Source organism: Mycolicibacterium arenosum, from assembly GCF_024320865.1.
Lineage (GTDB): Bacteria > Actinomycetota > Actinomycetes > Mycobacteriales > Mycobacteriaceae > Mycobacterium > Mycobacterium arenosum.
Genome location: NZ_JANDBD010000013.1, coordinates 164,899 through 184,869 on the forward strand (window position 1 = coordinate 164,899; position 19,971 = coordinate 184,869).

General features: G+C 68.5%; 19 protein-coding genes and 1 pseudogene. 5 read left to right on the plus strand and 15 right to left on the minus strand.

Going from position 1 to position 19,971, the window contains the following annotated elements:
- Positions 1 to 12: 12 nt before the first annotated feature.
- From NM203_RS27400 to gluQRS, 4 genes and pseudogenes are all read right to left on the minus strand, one after another.
- Entirely contained in the window at positions 13 to 792 is a 780-nt protein-coding gene (locus NM203_RS27400; protein ID WP_255063748.1) for an amino acid ABC transporter ATP-binding protein, read from the minus strand.
- Positions 789 to 2,612 carry an ABC transporter permease subunit gene (locus NM203_RS27405; protein ID WP_456299318.1) on the minus strand — a complete coding sequence of 608 codons (1,824 nt, stop codon included), beginning with the start codon at positions 2,610 to 2,612 and terminating at the stop codon, positions 789 to 791. The genes NM203_RS27400 and NM203_RS27405 overlap by 4 nt, the downstream gene beginning before the upstream one ends.
- Positions 2,592 to 3,077 (minus strand): annotated as a pseudogene (locus NM203_RS33565) (transporter substrate-binding domain-containing protein); the annotation flags it as partial. The gene NM203_RS27405 and the pseudogene NM203_RS33565, both read right to left, overlap by 21 nt.
- Positions 3,038 to 3,910 (minus strand): tRNA glutamyl-Q(34) synthetase GluQRS, encoded by an 873-nt coding sequence (gene gluQRS, locus NM203_RS27415; RefSeq protein ID WP_255063749.1) that lies wholly within the window; start codon positions 3,908 to 3,910, stop codon positions 3,038 to 3,040. The gene gluQRS and the pseudogene NM203_RS33565, both read right to left, overlap by 40 nt.
- Before the next feature lie 67 nt (positions 3,911 to 3,977).
- Between gluQRS and NM203_RS27420 the strand changes: the two genes are divergently transcribed.
- On the plus strand, positions 3,978 to 4,355 hold the full coding sequence (locus NM203_RS27420) for a hemophore-related protein (RefSeq protein WP_255063750.1): 378 nt from the start codon (positions 3,978 to 3,980) through the stop codon (positions 4,353 to 4,355).
- On the opposite strand, the gene NM203_RS27425 is transcribed toward NM203_RS27420, so the two are convergent.
- From NM203_RS27425 to NM203_RS27470, 10 genes are all read right to left on the minus strand, one after another.
- Positions 4,349 to 5,500, minus strand: coding sequence for a sensor histidine kinase (locus tag NM203_RS27425; protein WP_255063751.1), 1,152 nt, complete (start codon positions 5,498 to 5,500; stop codon positions 4,349 to 4,351). The genes NM203_RS27420 and NM203_RS27425 overlap by 7 nt on opposite strands.
- Positions 5,497 to 6,153 carry a response regulator transcription factor gene (locus tag NM203_RS27430; protein WP_255063752.1) on the minus strand — a complete coding sequence of 219 codons (657 nt, stop codon included), beginning with the start codon at positions 6,151 to 6,153 and terminating at the stop codon, positions 5,497 to 5,499. The genes NM203_RS27425 and NM203_RS27430 overlap by 4 nt, the downstream gene beginning before the upstream one ends.
- A gap of 81 nt (positions 6,154 to 6,234) precedes the next feature.
- On the minus strand, positions 6,235 to 6,543 hold the full coding sequence (locus NM203_RS27435) for a hypothetical protein (protein ID WP_255063753.1): 309 nt from the start codon (positions 6,541 to 6,543) through the stop codon (positions 6,235 to 6,237).
- Positions 6,544 to 6,634: 91 nt separating this feature from the next.
- Positions 6,635 to 7,399 carry a sterol desaturase family protein gene (locus tag NM203_RS33390; RefSeq protein WP_255063754.1) on the minus strand — a complete coding sequence of 255 codons (765 nt, stop codon included), beginning with the start codon at positions 7,397 to 7,399 and terminating at the stop codon, positions 6,635 to 6,637.
- Positions 7,400 to 7,419: 20 nt separating this feature from the next.
- Entirely contained in the window at positions 7,420 to 8,025 is a 606-nt protein-coding gene (locus tag NM203_RS27445; protein WP_255063755.1) for a TetR/AcrR family transcriptional regulator, read from the minus strand.
- Positions 8,026 to 8,094: 69 nt separating this feature from the next.
- Positions 8,095 to 8,745 (minus strand): MBL fold metallo-hydrolase, encoded by a 651-nt coding sequence (locus tag NM203_RS27450; RefSeq protein WP_255063756.1) that lies wholly within the window; start codon positions 8,743 to 8,745, stop codon positions 8,095 to 8,097.
- Between the two features lie 71 nt (positions 8,746 to 8,816).
- Positions 8,817 to 9,572 (minus strand): GntR family transcriptional regulator, encoded by a 756-nt coding sequence (locus NM203_RS27455; protein ID WP_255063757.1) that lies wholly within the window; start codon positions 9,570 to 9,572, stop codon positions 8,817 to 8,819.
- 61 nt (positions 9,573 to 9,633) lie between these two features.
- Positions 9,634 to 10,413, minus strand: coding sequence for a 3-oxoacyl-ACP reductase FabG (gene fabG, locus NM203_RS27460; RefSeq protein WP_255063758.1), 780 nt, complete (start codon positions 10,411 to 10,413; stop codon positions 9,634 to 9,636).
- A gap of 26 nt (positions 10,414 to 10,439) precedes the next feature.
- Positions 10,440 to 11,456 (minus strand): phosphotransferase enzyme family protein, encoded by a 1,017-nt coding sequence (locus NM203_RS27465; RefSeq protein WP_255063759.1) that lies wholly within the window; start codon positions 11,454 to 11,456, stop codon positions 10,440 to 10,442.
- Positions 11,456 to 12,736, minus strand: coding sequence for a class-III pyridoxal-phosphate-dependent aminotransferase (locus tag NM203_RS27470; RefSeq protein WP_255063760.1), 1,281 nt, complete (start codon positions 12,734 to 12,736; stop codon positions 11,456 to 11,458). Before NM203_RS27470 ends, NM203_RS27465 begins: the two co-directional genes overlap by 1 nt.
- A 205-nt stretch (positions 12,737 to 12,941) precedes the next feature.
- Here NM203_RS27470 and NM203_RS27475 point away from each other — a divergent pair, with 205 nt between their 5' ends.
- The 4 genes from NM203_RS27475 to NM203_RS27490 are packed head-to-tail and all read left to right on the plus strand — an operon-like array spanning position 12,942 to position 18,880.
- A complete protein-coding gene (locus tag NM203_RS27475; RefSeq protein ID WP_255063761.1) occupies positions 12,942 to 14,477 on the plus strand; it encodes an APC family permease in 1,536 nt (511 codons plus the stop codon).
- Positions 14,478 to 14,514: 37 nt separating this feature from the next.
- The gene (locus NM203_RS27480) at positions 14,515 to 16,767 is read left to right on the plus strand and encodes a propanediol/glycerol family dehydratase large subunit (RefSeq protein ID WP_255063762.1); all 2,253 of its coding nucleotides are present in this window, start codon (positions 14,515 to 14,517) and stop codon (positions 16,765 to 16,767) included.
- A 32-nt stretch (positions 16,768 to 16,799) separates the two neighbouring features.
- Positions 16,800 to 17,132, plus strand: a complete 333-nt coding sequence (locus NM203_RS27485) for a diol dehydratase small subunit (RefSeq protein ID WP_255063826.1) — start codon at positions 16,800 to 16,802, stop codon at positions 17,130 to 17,132.
- A complete protein-coding gene (locus tag NM203_RS27490; protein ID WP_255063763.1) occupies positions 17,129 to 18,880 on the plus strand; it encodes a diol dehydratase reactivase ATPase-like domain-containing protein in 1,752 nt (583 codons plus the stop codon). Before NM203_RS27485 ends, NM203_RS27490 begins: the two co-directional genes overlap by 4 nt.
- On the opposite strand, the gene NM203_RS27495 is transcribed toward NM203_RS27490, so the two are convergent.
- Entirely contained in the window at positions 18,817 to 19,965 is a 1,149-nt protein-coding gene (locus NM203_RS27495; RefSeq protein ID WP_255063764.1) for an MFS transporter, read from the minus strand. The two genes, NM203_RS27490 and NM203_RS27495, sit on opposite strands and share 64 nt — an antisense overlap.
- Between the last annotated feature and the right edge of the window lie 6 nt (positions 19,966 to 19,971).

A 19,971-nucleotide genomic window follows, 5' to 3' on the forward strand; every position in this document is an offset into this window, starting at 1 on the left:
CGTTCGCGAGGGTTAGAGCGGGTTGAGGATGCGGTCGAGGAACTGCCGGGTGCGCTCCTCCTTCGGGTTCTCGATGACCTCCGCGGGTGTGCCCTGCTCGAGGATGACGCCCTGGTCGGTGAACAGCACCTGGTTCGACACCTGCCGGGCGAACTGGATCTCGTGTGTGACGATCACCAGTGTCCAGCCCTCGACGGCCAGGTCCTTGATGACCGACAGCACCTCGCCGACGAGTTCCGGATCGAGTGCCGACGTCGGCTCGTCGAACAGCACCAGCTTCGGCTTGAGCGCCAACGCTCGGGCGATGCCGACGCGCTGCTGCTGGCCGCCCGACAGCTGGAAGGGGTACTGGTCCTTCTTCTCGGCCAGCCCGACCTGGTCGAGCAACGCCAGCGCATCGGCGACGGCCTCGTCGCGAGGCCGCTTCTGCACCATCACCGGGCCTTCGATGACGTTCTCCAGCACCGTCCTGTGCGGGAACAGGTTGTGGCTCTGGAACACGAAACCGCTGCGCGACTGAAACCGTCGGATCTCGGGTTTCGGTGTGGGCGTGGAGAAGTCGATCTCCACGTCGTCCACCCGGATGACGCCGGAGTCAGCCCTGTCGAGCGCGTTCAACGTACGCAGCAGCGTCGTCTTCCCCGAACCCGACGGTCCGATGATGGTCGTCGCGGTGCCGCTTTGCACCCGGAACGAGACGCCGCGCAGCACCTTGTTGTCGCCGAACGCCTTCTCGACGTTCTCGGCGGTGACCCGGTAGTCGATGTCCTTCGACGTGCTCAGCGACGTCATCTCGCCACGTACCTTTCCAGTCGGCGCTCGACTCTGGCCTGTCCGAACGACAGCACCAGGCAGATCACCCAGTAGTAGATCGCCGCGGTGCCGTACAGGGCGAAGAACTCGAACGTCGGCGCGGCCACGATCTGCGCCTGCCGGAGAAGTTCGGTGACGAGGATCGTCGAGGCCAGCGACGTGTCCTTCACCAGGGAGATCAGCGTGTTCGACAGCGGCGGCACCGCGACGCGGGTGGCCTGCGGCAGGATGATGCGCCGCAGCGCGCCGGTGTAGTTGTAGCCGATGGTCTCGGCCGCCTCCCACTGTCCCTTCGGCACGCTCAGGATCGCCGAGCGGATGATCTCGGCCGCGTAGCCGCCGACGTTGAGGCTGAACGCGATGACCGCGGCGGGGAACGGGTCGATCTTCACGCCGAATTCGGGTAGCGCGTAGAACACGATGAACAGCTGCACCAGCAGCGGAGTGCCGCGGATGATCGAGATGTAGAACCTGGCCACGTTGCTCAGCACCACGTTCGACGACAGCCGCGCCAGCGCCACCGCCAGCGCGATCACCAGGCCGACGATGAAGCTGATGATCGTCAGCGGGATGGTCATGGTGAGCGCGGCCTTGGCCAGCGGCCACAGGTTGTCGAGGATCAGCTGGAACGCCGAGCGGACCGGGGGCGCCTCCTGCTGCGATCCCGGCGGGCTCTGAGTGCCCTCCGGTGCGGCACCCGTCGCGTCGGCCTTCAGGTACTTCTGCGAGATCTCGGAGAGCGTGCCGTCGGCGCGCAGATCGTCGAGTGCGCCGTCGAGTTCGGGCAGATAGCCGCTGTCCTTGCGGGCCGCGAAGCCCTGGTCGCTCTTCTCGCCCGTCTGCGCGGCGATCTTGACCGACGTGTCTCCCGTCTCCGCGAGATAGGCGTAGACCGCGATGCTGTCGTTCACGGTGGCGTCGATGCGGCCCTGGTTCAGCAGCGTGATCGCCTGCGCGAAACCCTCCACCCCCTCGACGTCGGCACCGGCGTCGCGGGCGACCTGGGCCCAGTTGCTGGTGATCGACTGGGCGGTCCTCTTGCCCTTCAGGTCGGTGAGCGACGTGATCGAGTCGTCGTCGGCCCTGGTGACGATCACCCCCTCGCCGACGGAGTAGGGCTCCGAGAGGTCGTACTTGGCTTGGCGTTCCGGTGTGATGGTGACCTGGTTGGCGACGATGTCGAAGCGGTTGGCCTCCAGCGCCGCGAAGATCGAGTCCCACGGCGTCTCGACGAATTCGACTGGGACACCGAGCTGTTCACCGACCGCCTTGGCGACGTCGATGTCGTAGCCGACGAGTTCGCCGGTCGCGGGATCGTGATAGCTGAACGGCGAGTACGTGCCCTCGGTGCCGACGCGCAGCACCCCGGCGGCCCGGATCGGCGTGTTCGCGGGTGCCCCCGTGGCGTCGGCTTTGAGGTACTTCTGCGAGATCTCGGCCAGGGTGCCGTCGGCCCGCAGTTCGTTCAGCGCCCTGTCCAGTTCGGGGAGGTAACCGCTGTCCTTGCGGGCGGCGAAGCCCTGTTCGCTCTTCTCGCCGACGGTGCCCGCGATCTTGACCGTCTTGTCGCCCGTCTCCGCGAGGTAGGCGTAGACGGCGATGCTGTCGTTGATGACGACGTCGACGCGACCCTGGTTGAGCAGCGTGATGGCCTGGGCGAAGCCGTCGACGGCCTCGACCCTGGCACCGGCCTTCTTCGCGACCTCCGACCAGTTGCTGGTGGCGTTCTCGGCGGCGGTCTTGCCCTTGATGTCGGCGAGCGACGTGATCGAGTCGTCGTTCGCCCGTGTGACGATCACGCCCTCGCCCACGGTGTAGGGCTGCGACAGGTCGTACTTGCCCTGGCGTTCGGGATTGATGGTCACCTGGTTGGCGACGACGTCGAACCGGCTGGCCTCGAGTGCGGCGAACATCGAGTCCCACGGTGTTTCGACGAATTCGACTGGCACACCCAGCTTCTCGCCGACCGCCTTGGCGACGTCGACGTCGTACCCGACGAGTTCGCCCGTCGCGGGGTCGTGGTAGCTGAAGGGCGAGTAGACGCCTTCGGTGCCGACGCGCAGCACCCCGGCCGACCTGATCGGATCCTCGGTCTTACCGGACGAGCCGCAGGCGGTGGCGAACACCACCAGCAGTGCGACGAGTGCGACGAGCGACCGGGGGAGGCGAGAGGTGGTCACCGGCGGACCGTAGCAACCCGGCGCGCGGCCGGACAGGGTTCTGCTCACGACGGGCGGTATACCCACGGTTGACGGGGTAAGCACCCCGGCTCGAATTCGCCGAGCATGCCGTCCAACGTGGTCGCCGAGTACCCGAGCGACGACGCGATCAGGGTGAGCGCATGCTCAACCCCCAGTTCGGCCAACGTGACAGCGCCGTCGCGCTTGGCGAGTCGCTTACCCTCGGCGTTGACGGCCAGCGGCACGTGGGCGTAGGTCGGCGGGAGGTGGCCGAGCAGCGTCGCGAGGTACGCCTGCCGTGGCGACGACGACAGCAGGTCGTCGCCGCGCACCACCTGGTCGACGTGTTGCGCCGCGTCGTCGACGACGACGGCGAGGTTGTAGGCGGGCACACCGTCGAAGCGGCGCAGCACGAAATCGTCGACCAGGCCGGTGTATTCGCCGTGCAGCAGGTCGGTGACGGTGAATGCGGTGACGTCGGAGCGCAGTCGCAGCGCGGGCGGCCGGTCAGCCGAGGCCCGGCGTTCTGAGCGCTCGGCGTCGGTCAGGTCCCGGCAGGTGCCGGGATAGGCGCCCTCCGGGGCGTGCGGTGCCCGCGGCGCGGAGAGGATGTCCTTTCTGCTGCAGAAGCATTCGAACGTCAACCCGCGTGCGGTCAGGTCGTCGACCACCTCGTGGTACCGCCCCTCGTGGGCGGTTTGGCGCTCGGGCGGTTCGTCCCACGTGACGCCGATGGCGGCCAGATCCGCTACCTGCCCGGCGGCGATGTCCGGGGACGTGCGGTCGTCGAGATCCTCGACGCGGATCAGGAACCGGCGTCCGGTCGACCGGGCGAACAGCCAGGCCAGCGCCGCCGTGCGCAGGTTGCCGATGTGCAGATCGGCCGACGGACTGGGTGCGAACCGGCCGGACTGCATGACCGCAATCTAGCCGAGGCCCCGATCCAAACACCGCCCCAACACCGCGGCTGGTGAACTCTCCGGCATGATCTCGTTTCCCGTGTACACCGCACTCGCCGCACCTCTCGCCGCCGCAGCCGTGGTACTCGTCCCGATGAGCGCCGCAACCGCCGAGCCGGCGGGTCCACTGATCGAAACGACCTGCTCCTACGAGCAACTCGACGCCGCGCTGCGCATCGAGGCGCCGCAGGTGGCGGACCGGCTGGCGCAGAACCCGACTGCGCAGCAGCGGGTCCGAGACTTCCTCGCGCTGCCGGTCGACCAGCGGCGTGATCGCGTGCAGGACGTGCTTGCTCGGAACCCCGACTGGCAGCAGAAGATCGACGAGAAGCGCGGCACTCCGGAAGGTCAGCAGAAGATCGACACGATGAACAGGATCGCGACGACCTGTCCCGGCTACTGAGCGCCGGGCAACTCCACCTCGACCACCAGCCCACCGCCCTGGCGAGCGGTGAGGCGGAGCGCTCCGCCGTGAGCGGTGGCGATGGAGCGGACGATCGACAATCCCAGACCGGTACCGCCGCCGGTGCGGGAGTCGGGGCCGTCCGCTCCGTGCCGCCGGAACGGTTCGAGCAGTCCGGCCACGTCGCCGGGCGCGACCACCGGGCCGCTGTTCTCGACGACCAGGACGGCGCGGGCACCGCGCATGGCGACCACGACGCGCACCCAGCCCTCGCTCGAGTTGTAACGAATGGCGTTGTCGATGAGGTTGCCCGCCAGACGCTCGAGCAGGGTGGGGTCGCCCAAAGTGACCGCGGGGTGCAGATCCGCGACGAGGGAGACGCCTGCGGTGTCGGCCGCCGCCCGTGCCGCCCCGATGGCCCGCTCGGTGACCTCGGCGAGGTTCACGCGCGTGCGGGTTTCCAGCCGGCGCTGGCTGCTCGCCAGTACCAGCAGCCCGTCGATCAGGCGCTCCTGACGGTGGTTGACCGCCAGCAGTGTCGCACCGAGCCGACGTGTCGACTCGGGCGTCGCGGAGTCGTCCAGCGCGACTTCGATGAGGGTTCGGTTGATCGCCAACGGGGTTCGCAGTTCGTGCGACGCGTTGGCGACGAAGTGGCGCTGTCCGTCGAACGCACGATCCAGACGTTCGAGCATGTCATCGAAAGTGTCTGCCAGAACCTTGATCTCGTCGTCCGGGCCCGTCATCGAGATGCGTTCGCTGAGATGCAGATCGGCGACCCGGCGCGCTGTCGCGGTGACGTCGTGCAGAGGCGCAAGGACACGGCCGGCGAGGAGCCAACCGATGAGCCCCGCCAGGAGGCCGACGACGCCCAGCGACGCCAGCGAGAACACCAGCATCGCGCGAAGTGTTTCGCGGCGCTCTCGGGCGGCCTGCTCGGAGATGGTGTCGACCACCCGCTCGATCACGGGCATGCGCCCGAGCCCGCGTTGGTCCACGGCCTGGTCGAACAGCGCTCGCGCGTTGTTCGCGGGCCGGTGGCTCAGCGAGATCTGCAGATAGAAGAACATCAACGCGACGAGCAGTGCCCCCGCGACGAAGAACGCTCCGGCGTACAGCAGCGTGAGGCGAGTGCGGATCTTCATGGCATCCGGTACCCGACGCCGGGTTCGGTCTCGATGAGCGGTGGCTCGCCGAGCTTTCTGCGGAGCATCATGATCGTGTACCTCACCACACCGGTGAACGGGTCGGTGTGCTCGTCCCAGGCCTTCTCGAGCAGGTACTCGGCTGAGACGACGCCGCCCTCGGCGAGCATGAGCTCGTTGAGAACGGCGAATTCCTTGCGGGACAACGCGATCTGCGTCGAGTCGCGGCTGACTGTGCGTCGGTGCTGATCCAGTTGGACGCCGTTGCGCTCCAGCACCGGTGGGTTCGCGGGCCGTGACCGACGGGCCAGCGCCTGGATGCGGGCGACGAGCTCGGCGAACGCGAACGGTTTGGCGAGGTAGTCGTCGGCGCCGAGGCCGAGCCCCGTCACTCGGTCGGCGATCGTCGTCGACGCCGTCAGCATCAGAATCCGCGGATGGCCGCCCGCGTCGCTGAGCGCCGAGCACACGTCGTCGCCGTGTACGTGGGGCAGATCGCGATCCAGTACGACGACGTCGTAGTCGTTGACCGACGTCCGCTCGAGGGCGGCCGCTCCGTCGTACACGGTGTCCACCGCCATCGCGTGCCGCCGAAGGCCGTCGGCGATCGCATCCGCGAGCAGCCGCTCGTCTTCGACAACCAGAACGCGCATGCCTCCATGCTGCACGCTATCGGCGTTTGTGCGCTGTGAGGGCGGGTCGGAGGTGCGTCCGACCCGCCCTCGTCCGCAGCCCTAGATCAATCCGGGTCCCGGCAGCCCGACACCGGCACCGGGGAGCAGGCCCAGCCCGGACATGGGTCCGCCGAATCCGCCGAGTCCGGGTCCCGGCAAGCCGAATCCGGCTCCCGGCAGCAGGCCCAGGCCCGACGCCGGACCGCCGAATCCGCCGAGTCCGGGTCCCGGCAGAATGCCGGGACCGGGTGCGCCCCAACCGATGCCGGGATCGGCGCTTGCGACGCCACTCGTCATCGCCGTGCCCAGCACCGCCAGTGCGACTGCGGCCACTGCGGTGACGGTCCGCCTACTGAAGTTCCCGCCCATGATGTGCTCCTCTCGTACGCCGTGCGATGTCGCACGTCCTGACGAAGCCATCCTGGGCAGGCGGGCGTTTGGCCGACGTGAGGGTCGTCCGTCAGGCGTCGGTGGTGACCCCAACGGGTGCGACGACGCCGACGGGCTTGCGATAGGTCCCGAAGAGCTTGTCGCCGTAGCTCATCACGACGGAGAGGTTCGTCGGCCGCCTCTCGGAGTGGTGCAACTCGTGGCCGGCGGCGGGTGGCAGCAGCCAGCGCGGGTAGAGCGGAATGTCGTAACCGCAGTGCGTGACGACCATGGCGGTGGTGTTCGCGATCGCGTAGGCGACCATGACCATCGGGTGCGCGCCGAGCACCAGCGGCGGCAGGTACAGGCACAGCATGACCATCAGTCCCTCGACGGGGTGGACGACGAAGTTGGTCCATATCGTCAGCGGGTTGTCGACCCGGTGGTGCACGTAGTGGACGCGTTGGAAGACGAATCTGCTGCCGTGTTCGAGCCTGTGCCACCAGTAGGTCAGGAACTCGCCGAGCACCATGTACATCGCGACCTGCGCGACGAACGCGACCGGTGTCGGGGCGGCGGTCGGCACCTCTAGGGACCACGGGTGGAAGTACGCGTTGGCAACGAGAAGGGCAGCGGCGGAACCGATGTACATCGTCGAGGTGCGGAGTCCGAGTTTCCACGCGACCCGCGCCGGGATCCTGCGGTAGACGGAGACGTCGAGGATCGAGAAGAGGACTCCGGTGATCAGCACCACGGCGACGACGACGGGCAGGAAGTAGAGCGGGAAGGCGAAGAATCCCGTGCCCAGATGACTCAGCATCCAGTCCCACATCGGTTGCAGCGCAGGCTGATTCACGTTCGACTCCGATCGTCGGGTTAGGGGCTGAGGATCCTGGTGGCCGCGGTGCGCAGCTCGTCGATGCACTGGTCGACGGTGATGTCGCCCACGCTGAGCAGCGCGAGGTCGGCGAAGAACACCCGGCCGAGCAGCGTCAGCGACGCATCGAAGTCCGCTGGCACGTCGGCTCCCGCGGTGAGCGCCGTGAACATGCCCCGTACGCCGATGCGGAACTCGTCGGCCACCGGGCCGAGTGCGAGCACGGACGTCATCGTGGCGCGCACCATCGGCAGGTCCGAGGCCGCTTCGTGGACGACCTGCTCGATCGCGACGTCCAGCGCGTTGGCCGCTCCGGCGGCGGCGATGGCGGCGGGGATGCGGGCGGCGAGCTCGTGGCCCCACGCCAGCGCGGCGTCGCAGACGACGTGTTCCTTCGAGGCGAAGTAGCGGTACATCGTCGCCCGCGAGACCCCTGCGGTCGCGGCGATGAGCTCCATGCCGACCGCCTCGTGGCCCTGGGTGTTGATCAGCTGGCGCGCCGCCTCGAGGATCCGGGTCCGCACGTCGGTCTGGCGCGCGTCGAGCGTGCGACGAATCGTCACGGTCGTTGCGCTCACGGGCTTGTCCTTCGGGTCGGGGCTCATGGCGACACCCTAGCTGGCACGCTTGGTGAGACATGTGTATCACCAAGAGTGCCAGCTAGGCAAGTGGAGCTAGGCGCAGGCGCTGCCCGCCTGCTCCAGCCAGCGCTGGGCCTGCGCGACGTCATCCGCCCACCGCCCGCCGGGCACGTGCACCGCCGATTCCCGGAACGCACTCGAGATCACCAGGTCCGGCTGGAGCGTCGCCAGCACGCGCAGGCTGGCCTCCAGTGGCGCGTAGTCGCTGATCGGCGGGAGGTATCCGGCCTGCCAGGTGCCCTCGTCGCCGACGAAGACGGTGTCGCCGGTGAACAGGTACGTCCGGCCGTTGACGCCGGGCACCAGGTAGCAGGTGCTGCCCGGCGAATGGCCCGGCGTCGGAACGACCTCGATGCCGTTCGCGTCGACGTGCCGGCTTCCGAGGGGCACGTCGATGTGGGCGTGCTGACCGATCTCGGCGAGCTCGGCGACCGGTGCGTGCAGGACGGCCCCGAAGCGCTCGGCGATTCGCCGCGCCATCGGGCCCGCCTCGTCACGGTGCGACAGGTAGTGGTGGGCCACCCCGCCGAGCGATTCGATCTCGTCGAAGTCGGCGTCGGTGAGCGTGCCGTAGATCAGCACGTTGCCGTCGGTGCCGCCGGTCCAGAGGTAGGCGTGGGTGGTCAGGCCGGGGAACGGTGAGTCGACGCGGGTCTCCCACAGGTCGGCGCGGATCGGTTGCATGAGGTGGTTCCTTTCACGGGGTCGTGGGACCACCGTGCAACCTGAACCATTCTTGAGGTCAAGGGGTGACGTCAGACGAGTGCGACGGACGCCTTGGCCGGCGACGACTGCACGCCGAGTCCCCGCCCCTTCACGGTGACGGCCAGCCGGGTGCGGTCACCGCGGAACAGATCGCGGGAGAACTCGCACGGAACGTCGTTCTGGTCGTAGGTGATTCGCGTGATGAGAAGGAGCGCCGACCGCTGCTTGACACCGAGCAGCGTGGCCTCCTCCGGCGTGGCGTTCACCGCCTCGATCCGCTCGTCGGCCTGAGAGGTGACCAGCCCGTAGTGCTTCTCCAGGACCTCGTAGATCGACCCGCCGAGTTGTTGCTCGAGCAGGCCGGGAAACGCGTCGGCCGGGAACTGCGCCAACTCCAGCGAGATGGGCGAACCGTCGGCCAACCGCACCCGCTGGATCTCGACGACGAAGTCGTCCTCGCCGAGGCGCAGGGCCTCCCTGGTCGTGCGATCCGGGGCGGTGATCTTGGTGGACAGCACACGGGTGCCCGCGACGTATCCCTGGTTGGCCAGGAACGCGGGCACTCCGACGACGTCGGACAGGCTGCGCTGCACCTGGCTGTGGCTGACGAAGATGCCGCCCGCTCGGCCGATCACCCTGGTGATCAAGCCGGCCTCCTCGAGCGCCGCGAGCACCTGGCGGAGGCTGGATCTGCTGGTGCCGTAGCGATCTGCCAGCTCGCGTTCGCTGCCCAGCTTGGTGCCGGGGGTGCCCGCGTTGAGGTCCGTCACGATGCGACGTCGCAACTCCTCGGACGGCGTGGGCACCGTACCCTCCTCGATAGCCGAATTGGTAGGACCAATCTAACCCAGAACCGGTGTGGTAGGGCTACATGTCGGCGATGGCGGCCTGCGACTCCGGCAGGATCTGACCACCGTCCACCACCAGCGACTGACCGGTGATGTAGGCCGCCTCGTCGGTCGCGAAGAAGAGTGCAGCGTTACCGATGTCGGCGACGCTGCCCAGCGTGCCCGCGGGAACGGCGGCCGCCATTTGGTCCATGTACTCCTGGCCCATTTCGACCAGCCCCTCGGTGACGATGTTGCCGGGCAGAACCGCGTTGACCGTGATCTTCTTCGGCGCCAATTCCATTGCTGCGGTGCGCAGGAAGCCCAGTTGCGCGGCCTTGCTCGCGCCGTAGTGCGACCAGCCGGGGTAGCCGGTGACGGGCCCGGTGATCGACGATGTGATCACGACGCGGCCGTGACCGCTGGCCGCAAGCGCCGACAACGCGGCCTGCACGATGTAGACGGTGCCCTTGAAGTTCACGCCGAGCACCTGTTCGATGTCGTCGGGTGTGAGGTCCTCGAGGCGGCCCGACGGGAAGATGCCCGCGTTCGCGCACACGATGTCCACTCCGCCGTTGCGCTCGACGGCCGCGGCGACGACGCGCGCGCAGTCCTCGGGGCTCGTCACGTCGGCGGCGACGCCGCTGACGGTGCCCGGCGCCCCGGCGAGGGCGGAGACGCAGGAGTCGATGTCGGCCTGGTTTCGCCCGCTGACCACGACGTTCACCCCGGCGTTGGCGAACACCTCGGCGATACCCCGCCCGATGCCCTTGCTGCCTCCGGTGACGATGGCCGAACGGCCCTGCAGTGATCCGAACATCCGGTGTCGCCTTTCGTGGTGGGTGGTCAGGCCAGTCGTCGGCCGTCGAAGGTGAGGTACCGCTCCGCGAGTGCGCAACTGCCCTCGGCGTAGCTCACCGACATCTCCTGCGACTCCCTGGAATGGGTGTGCGACCCCATCCAGGCCAGCAGCAGCATCCGGCGCAACAGCACGAACGACGGCAGCATCGCCTCGTCGGAGGCGGGCAGCGGTCGGCGGGTGCGGTACCCGGTCACCCACGCGTCCTGCCACTCGGGAACGGCGGGGTCGTCCTCGAAGAACGACACCGCGGTACCGAAATCGTAGAAGTACCAACCGAAACCGCAGTCGTCGAAGTCGATGACCGTGATGGTCCGATCGGCGCCCGATCCGTCGACCAGCAGGTTGGCCAACCGCAGGTCGGCGTGTACCAGTCCGAAGACGTCCGGGCCGGTGCCGTACTCGGTGAGCCGACGCTGCAGCAGTTCGGTCGCGCGGCGAAGGACCGCATGTTCGGCCTCGCCGACGCCGACGGCGTCCTCCCACCTGCCCCAGCGGGGGCTGTCACCCAGGCTGTGCCGCCAATCCCAGGCGAACCGGCCGAAGCCCTCGGGCCGGACCCAGGCGCGCGAGTGGTCGTGCAGTGCGGCGGTGATGCGCCCGAGGGTGTGGAACTCCTCTGCGGTCAGCGTCGCCTCGTCGGGTTCGGCGCCCGCGACCATGTCGAAATGCACGACGTGACGGTCGATTCCGTCCTGCTCGACGGTGACGAGGCGACGTCCGTCGCTGGCGCGGCGCACGCGGGGCACGGTGATCGCGCCGTCGGCTTCCAGGGCCGCGAGCCAGTCCAGTTCGGATTCGATCTCGTGCGGCCGGTGGTAGTTCTTGCGGTGTACGCGCAGGATCGACCGATCGCCCGTGGCGGCGTCCTCGACGGCGTAAGTGGCGTTCTCGGACAGGTTCAGCAGACGCAGCGTGGCGTCGGGTGACACGTCGTAGGCGGCGAGCGCCCTGGCCGCGACGTCGACGTCGTCGGCTACGAAGACATCATCCGACGCGGACATCAGTTCACGCGCTCCGCGTGCGCCGCCGTCCGGGCCCGCGCCACCGCCGACGCGACGCGGTCCAGTACGTCGTCGCACAGCTCGGGGCTCAGCAGCAGACCCGGTTTGAACTGCAGCACACGGGGATCCAGGGTTGAGAAGATCGCCCACACGCCGTTCTCGTACAGCTCGCGCATCACGAACTTGGCGCCTTCGGGATGGGCGAACTCGAGCCCGATGACGACGCCCGCCTGCCTGATGCCGACGAACCAGTCGGGATGGTCGGCCTTGATCCGGGCCAGGCCGGTGGCGAACACCTCGGTGATGCGCTGCACCGACTCCCGGACCTCCTGGCGCTGCGTGATCTCCAGTGTCTTGATGGCCGCGACACACCCGAGTTCGGCGCCGCCGAAGGTCGAGATGTGCGCGAACCCGTCCTCGTCGAGCCAGCGTGCCGCACGCTCGCCGAGCATCGCGGCGGTGATCGGGTACATGCCGCCGGACAGGCCCTTGCCCGTCACCATGATGTCGGGTTCGATGCCGTGCCGGGTGATGCCCCACAGCTCGCCGGTCCGCATCAGACCAGTTTGCACCTCGTCTGCGATGTACAGCGAGTCGTAGCGCTCGCACAGCTCCTTGACGGCTTCGAGGTAACCCGTTGGCGGCATGGGGAATCCGTAGGTCGCGGGGATCGTCTCCATGATCACCGCGGCGACGTCGCCACCGCGTACCGCCTGCTCCATCGCGTCGATGTCGCCGAACGGCACCTGGATGAACTCGTCCGGCCGGTCGGCGAGGAAGAGCTTCGAGAACCGCTCGTCGCCGGTCGCGACCGCCAGACCGGTGTGTCCGTGATACGCCTTGATGATCGAGACGATCTTGCGCCGCTGGGTGGCGTGCCGCGCGCTCTTCAGCGCGATGTCGATGGCCTCGCCGCCGCCGGAACCGAACGCCACCTTGGTGATCGACGCCGGCGCGGACTCGACGAGTCGCTGCGCGAGCGCCGTCCTGGCCACCGAGGGGAAGTGGTGGTTGCCGACGTCGAACCGGTCCATGCCGTCGATCAGGGCGGCCATCACCTCGGGATTGCGGTGGCCGAGATTGTAGGTGCCGCCGTTGAGGTGCATGTCGATGAGCCGCTTGCCGCTCATGTCCCAGAGGAAGTAGCCCTCCCTGCGGTCGATGACCAGATCGACGCCGGCGTCGGTCCAGAACTGCGTCTTATCCGGATTCCAGTACTTCTTCGCCAGTTCCAGCACCTGCGCCTTGGACTCGAACGAGAACGTGCCGTAGTCGTACACCAAGGCTCCCTTTGCTGGGTCGTGGATGGTTGTCGGCGGGCGGTGAGGGCCACCCTAAAAAGGTCCAACCATTTCTGTCAATTGGAGCGCGTACCGGTTGCGCGACCTATTTGGTAGTGCCAATATACGAAAGTTCGCGCTGTGGCCGGCCTCACAAACAGGCCGCAGCCGGCTCCTACTGTCCGCCTGGAAGGTGTCCCCGCCGATGACCGATCAAGTGCTGTCACGCGATGAAAACACTGGTGGTGACGTTCAGCGCCTCAAACGGAACGCCATCGGCACCGTCGCCGTCATCTTCATGGCTGTCGCGACGGCCGCCCCGATCACCGCAATGGTCGGCAACGTACCGATCGCCGTTGGGTTCGGAAATGGTTCGCACGCACCCGCCGGCTATCTGGTGGCGACCATCGTGCTCGGCCTGTTCGCGATCGGTTACGCGACCATGGCGAAGCACATCACCACGACGGGCGCGTTCTACGGTTACATCTCCCACGGTCTCGGCCGCGTCATGGGGATGGCGAGCGGATTGCTCATCACGATGGCCTACATCGTGTTCGAGGGGTCGCTGATCGGCATCTTCTCGTACTTCTTCGCGGACTTCGCGAACACGACGTTCGGCATCACGGTGCCGTGGCTGGCGCCGGCGATCCTGATGCTGGTGCTGAACTGCATCCTGACCTACTTCGACGTGAACCTGACGGCGAAGGTGCTCGGCGTCTTCCTCATCACCGAGATCTTCATGCTCTCGCTCGGTGCGCTGGCGGTGCTGTTCCGCGGCGGCGGTCCCGAGGGCTTCGCCGTCGCCGAGACGCTCAACCCCGTCGGGGCGTTCACCCCCGCGGCGGGAATCGTCGGCGCCAGCGCCGGACTCGGACTCTTCTTCGCGTTCTGGTCGTGGGTGGGCTTCGAGTCCACGGCGATGTACGGCGAGGAGTCCAAGGACCCGAAGCGCATCATTCCGCGCGCCACGATGATCGCCGTGCTGGGTGTAGGACTCTTCTACGTGTTCATCTCCTGGATGGCGATCGCCGGCACGGGGCCGCAGAAAGCCGTTGAGCTGGCGCAGGATTCTGCGACCGCAGGCAACATCTTCTTCGATCCGGTGCAGTCCGCCTACGGCGACTGGGCCATCACGCTGTTCAAGCTGCTGCTCGTCACGGGATCGTTCGCGTGCGGCATGGCGTTCCACAACTGCGCGTCGCGTTATCTGTACGCTCTCGGCCGCGAGGGCCTCTCGAGCGGCTTGCAGAAGACGCTGGGTGCGACGCACCACAAGCACGGCTCGCCGTACATCGCGTCGTTCGTGCAGACCGGCATCACGCTGGTCCTGGTGCTCGCGTTCTTCGCTGCGGGGATGGATCCGTACGTCCACCTGTACGGTCTGCTGGCGATCCTGGGCACCATGGCGATCCTCATCGTGCAGTCGTTGTGCGCGTTCGCCGTCATCGCGTTCTTCCACTTCCACAAGAACCACCCGTCGAGCGCGCACTGGTTCAAGACGTTCCTCGCTCCACTGCTCGGCGGTATCGGCATGCTCTACGTCGTATACCTGCTGTGGGTGCACAAGGACACCGCCGCGGGCGCGGCCTCCGGCACACTGCTGTTCAAGCTGACCCCGTGGATCGTCGTCGGCCTGTTCGTGCTCGGTGCGGCGATGGCGCTGTACTTCAAGTTCCGGGATCCGGCCCGCTACGAGTTGATCGGTCGGATCGTGTACGAGGACAGCGAGGTTCGCGACTAGGTTCGGCTGGCGGGAGCGAAGCGACCAGGGAATCCAGATGGCAGCCGAGTTGGGCCGGTTCAGGGTCCTCGACTCGAAGCCGGTCAACCTCGACGGCTTCAGCGTCGCCGACCCGAACCTCGGCCTGGTCGCGATGGCGAGCCCCCACGACCCCTCCCCGTCATTGACGATTCAGTGGGGTGACGGTCTCCCGCATGTCACAGAACTGGACGGCAAGTCGGTCGCCGAGTTCGACGTCATCGACGAGTTCATCGCCCGCTACGGCATCGATCTCGCGGTGGCCGAGGAGGCGATGGCGCTCGACGACGTGACACTCGCGAGAATGGCGGTCGACGTCGACGTGCCACGCGCCGAGGTGGTTCGGTTGGTCGGCGGGATCACTCCGGCCAAACTGGCGCGCGTGATGGCGGTGATGACGCCCGTCGAGATGCAGATGGCGATGGCGAAGATGCGCGCCAGACGCACGCCGAGCAACCAGGCGCACGTCACCAATCAGCTCGACGATCCGCTGCTCATCGGCGCGGACGCCGCCAGCGCCGTGGCCTACGGGTTCCGTGAGGTCGAGACCACGGTGCCGGTGCTCGGCGACGCACCGTCGAATGCCGTTGCGCTGCTGATCGGAAGCCAGGTCGGGGCACCCGGCGCGATGGCGCAGTGCTCCATCGAGGAAGCGCTCGAACTGCGGCTGGGGCTGCGCGGGCTCACCAGTTACGCCGAGACCATCTCCATCTACGGCACCGAGCAGGTGTTCGTCGACGGTGACGACACCCCGTTCAGCAAGGCGATTCTCACGTCCGCGTACGCGTCGCGCGGGCTGAAGATGCGGGTGACGAGCGGTGGCGGCGCGGAGGTGCTGATGGGCGCCGCCGAGAAGTGCTCGATCCTCTACCTGGAGTCGCGGTGCGTCTCGCTGGCGCGGGCGCTCGGCAGCCAGGGGGTACAGAACGGCGGCATCGACGGCGTCGGCGTGGTCGCGTCCGTCCCGGAGGGCATGAAGGAGCTCATCGCCGAGAACCTCATGGTGATGATGCGCGACCTCGAATCGTGTGCGGGCAACGACAACCTGATCTCCGAATCGGACATCCGGCGCAGCGCCCACACGCTGCCGGTGCTGCTGGCGGGTGCCGACTTCATCTTCTCGGGCTTCGGTTCGATTCCCCGCTACGACAACGCCTTCGCGCTGTCCAACTTCAACTCCGACGACATGGACGACTTCCTGGTGCTGCAGCGCGACTGGGGTGCGGACGGCGGCCTGCGCACCGTCTCACCCGAGCACCTGGAGGCGGTCCGGCGACGCGGAGCCAAGGCCGTGCAGGCGGTCTTCCGGGACCTCGGGCTCGCCGACTACGACGACGCGCACGTCGAGGAGGTGGTCATGGCCAACGGTTCACGTGACCTGCCCGCCGGCCACCCGAAGATGGTCGCGGAGGCCGCGGCGTCCATCGAAGCCAAGCAGTTGACCGTATTCGACGTCATCGCGGCGCTGCACCGCGCGGGTTTCGCCGAGGAGGCGGAGGCGATCACCCGCCTCACCGAAGAGCGCATGAAGGGTGACCAGCTGCAGACGTCGGCGATCTTCGACGAGAAGTTCCGCGTGCTGTCCAAGCTGACCGACCCGAACGACTACGCCGGTCCCGGAACGGGTTACGCGCTCAGCGAGCAGCGGCGCGCGGAGATCGACGCGATCCGGCAGGCTCGCACATCGGCGGAACTGACGGCCGATCAGGCCGAGCATCAAGGCCACGTCACGGTCACCGAGATCGAACCGGCGCGGCAGGGCGGCGACCCTCGCGAGGTGTGCATCGGGCTCTCGCCGGCGTGGGGGCGCAGCGTGTGGCTGACGCTGTGCGGGCTCACGATCGGCGAGGTGCTGCGGCAGCTCTCGGCGGGCCTCGAGGAGGAGGGCTGCGTGCCGCGGCTGGTGCGGGTGCGGTCGACCATCGACGTCGGCCTCATCGGGCTCACCGCCGCCCGGCTGTCGGGCTCGGGTATCGGGATAGGGTTGCAGGGCAAGGGGACCGCGCTGATTCACCGGCGCGACCTGGCCCCGCTGGCCAACCTGGAACTGTTCAGCGTGGCTCCGCTGCTGACCGCGCAGCAGTACCGCGAACTGGGCAAGAACGCCGCCAGACACGCCAAGGGAATGGCGCCGGTGCCGATCTTCACCGGCGGCACCGACGAATCCATCTCCGCGCGCTATCACGCCCGCGCCGTCGCCATGGTGGCGTTGGAGCGCGAGGCGTTCGAGCCGGGCCAGCCGCCGGTGACGGTGCAGGTGACGCGACCGTGAGTTCCGGCGAGCAGGAGCGTAGCGACCGGGGAATCGACTCGAAGTTCACCGTGCAGAACGCCGTCGACGGCAAGCTCGGGCTGTCCGACCTGCGGATGGATCCGAAGGCCCTCGCCCACCAGGCCGTCGTGGCCGAGGAGGGCGGCAACCCGCAACTGGCCGAGAACTTCCTGCGCGCAGCCGAATTGACCCTTCTCGACGACGAGGAGGTGCTGAGCCTGTACGAGGCGCTGCGCCCGTACCGGTCGTCGGCCGTCCAGTTGGAGGAGCTGCGGGTGTCGCTGGAGCGGCGGGGCGCGGCGCGCTGCGCCGAGCTGGTGCGTCAGGCGGCGGACGTGTACGCCAGGCGAGGCCTGTTGAGGTGAATCCCCGAGCCGTGATCGTCGCGGGAATCGACGTCGGCAACCACACCACCGAACTGGTGCTGGCCCGCGTGGAGAACGGCACGGTCGTCACCCTCGCGCACGGGCAGTCGCCGACCCGCGGCAGGAAGGGGTCGGCGGACTCCCTCGCGGGGGCCGCGGCGCTGCTGCACAGGATGGAGGTCGACGCGGGCGTGGCGGCCGACGAACTACTGCTGTCGGCGCTGCGCCCGGTCGACACCGCGACGGCGCCGCTACCGCCCGCCACGTCGCCGCGCGCACCCGTCAGGAACCTGCGCCGGCCCGACGCCAGCACGCCTGCGGGAGCGGGATACGGTGTCGGACGGCATGTTCCGCTCGACGAGCTGACGGGTGAGGTCGCCGACGGCCCGGTGGTGATCTCCGTGGGTGCGGGCGTCGACTTCGAGGACGCCGCCCGTGCGATCACGCTGGCCGTCGAGCGCGGCTGGCGGATCGTGGGCGTGGTGGCGGCCCAGGACGACGCCGTGCTGATCCGCAATCGCATCCCCGTCGACGTCCCGGTCGTGGACGAGTCCGACGTCGACGGGCTCGCACGCGGGGCGCTCATCGCCGTCGAGGTGGTCGAGGAGGGTCGGGCCTATCGTGCGATGGCCGACCCGATCGCGTTGACCGCCGCCCTGAACCTTCCGCTCGACGCGCTGGCTGACGTCGCCGAATTCTGCAGGGAACTGGCGGATTCCGCCGCACTGGCCGTCACGCCGCGGATGGGTCCGCCCGACCCGCCCGCCGTCGACGAGGACTTCGTCGACTGCCACGTGGACGGCACCGTGGTGCGCTACACGCCCGCGCAGGCGCACGCGGTGTTGCGACTGTCCCCGCCGGGTGGCGTGGAGAGGGTGCGGTTGCGCTCGGTGCCGACGGCCGAGGACGGGCTGACCGTCGAGGACGCGTTCTTCACCGATCTGGCGTCGCTCGACAACGGGGCGTGGCTGCGGCGCGGCGTGGCGGAGGCACACGGCACCGTCGTCGCCATGCTCGCCGCCGACGAGGTAGCCGACGCCGCAAGCACGTTGACCGAGCTGACCGGCCGGCCGGCCCGAACCCTGGCCACCGAACCCGAGGCCGCGGCCCGTGGTGCCCGCACCACACCGGGGCTGCCGCCGGACACGGTGGTCTGCGACATCGGCGGCGGCACCATCGATGTCATCGGTGCCGATCGGACCGTCGTCGCCGCGGGGGCGGGGGAGGCCATCACGATCGCCGTCGCACGGGTGCTCGGTATCCCGCGTGCGCTGGCCGAGACCGTCAAGCGGTCGCCCGCCATCCGCGTCGAGGGCCCGCACGTCGCCCACGAGGAGGACGGCCGCCGCGTGTTCCTCGACGCGCCAGCACAATCCGACGCGATCGGACGACTCTGCACCAGGGGCAGCGCCGGTCTGGTGCCGTTTTCGAATCGCCTGGCCGCCGAGGAGTGGCGCAGCCTGCGTCTGGCGATCAAACAGGAGACCATCGCCGCGAACATCGCACGGTGCATGCGGGCGTTCCCCAAACCGCCGACAGCGCTGCTGCTGGCCGGCGGTGGGGCACTCGACGACGAACTGCTCCGGACCGTGGCCGAGGCGCTGCGTACCGTGCCCGTCGTGGTCGGCAGGGCCGACGTCGAGGGCAGGCACGGACCGCGGTTCGCGGTGGCGTGCGGGCTGATTCACCTCTTCGCGTCGGGCGCTGCCGAGGGTCGGGCCGACAGTGCGGCGGCGAGCAACGCGTAGGGCACCATCAGCGCGACGAACGCGCCGCCGTGGCCACCCGGTGCGGCCAACAACGCGTAGGACCCGTAGACCGCGAGCGTCAGGACGTCGGTCGACATACCCGCCAGCGACGTGACGGTGGCACGTGCGTCGCCGCGGATGCTCTGCTGCAGCCGGGTGTCCGCAGCGATCGTCGCCCACTGGAAGGCGCCGAAGGCGGCGGCCAGCGCCACGACCGCCGCGGGGTGCGGGATCACGGCGCCGGCGGCCATCAACACCGCGCCGCAGCCGAGCACTCCGGCCAGGCCCCGGTTGCCGGCGTCCCCACGGCAGCCCGCCAGCAGGCCGCCCGCCGCGGCACCCGCCCACACCACCACCATGAGCAGCGACACCTCGGCCGCGTCGACGCCGTAGCCCGCCACCAGCAGTGGCGCGTACTCGTCGAGGGCACCCCAGATGGCCGTCACCACGACGACGAGCAGCACGGCTGCTCGCACGCCTCGCGATGTCCGAGCCTCGCCGAGTCCGGCGATCAGGCTGGCCGTCCACCCCGTTCGCACGTCGAGGTTTCGATGATTTCGGTTCTCCGGCAACAGGGTTGCGGCAGCCGAGGCGGCCACGCTCGAGACGACGCTGGCGATGCCCACGGCGGGGTAGCCGCCAGCGGCGATAGCGGGCGCCGCCGCCAGCCCGGCCAGCATCGCCGCCGTGGCGCCCGCCACCTCGCCGCGACCCATGATCGTCGCGTAGCGGTGCTGGGCACCCACTCGCTGCAGTTCCTCGAAGACGAGTGCCTCGAGAGCCCCGGACGTGAGTGCGGACTTCAACCCCCACAGCGCGAAGCCGACGGCGAACACCCAGAACGACGGAACCCACACCCACAGCGCGAACGTCACGACCGTCAGCAGCGGGGCGATGACGAGAAGCGCTCGACGGGACACGGTGTCGGCGAGCGCGCCCGACGGCACTTCGAAGGCCAGGCTGGCCATCGTCCAGATGACGAACAGCGCCGAGATCTCACCGACGTTCAGACCCGAGTCGCTGAACAGCAGCGTGTACACCGGGTAGAGCAGAACGAAGTCGTTGAGGAACTGATACGCGAACACCACCGC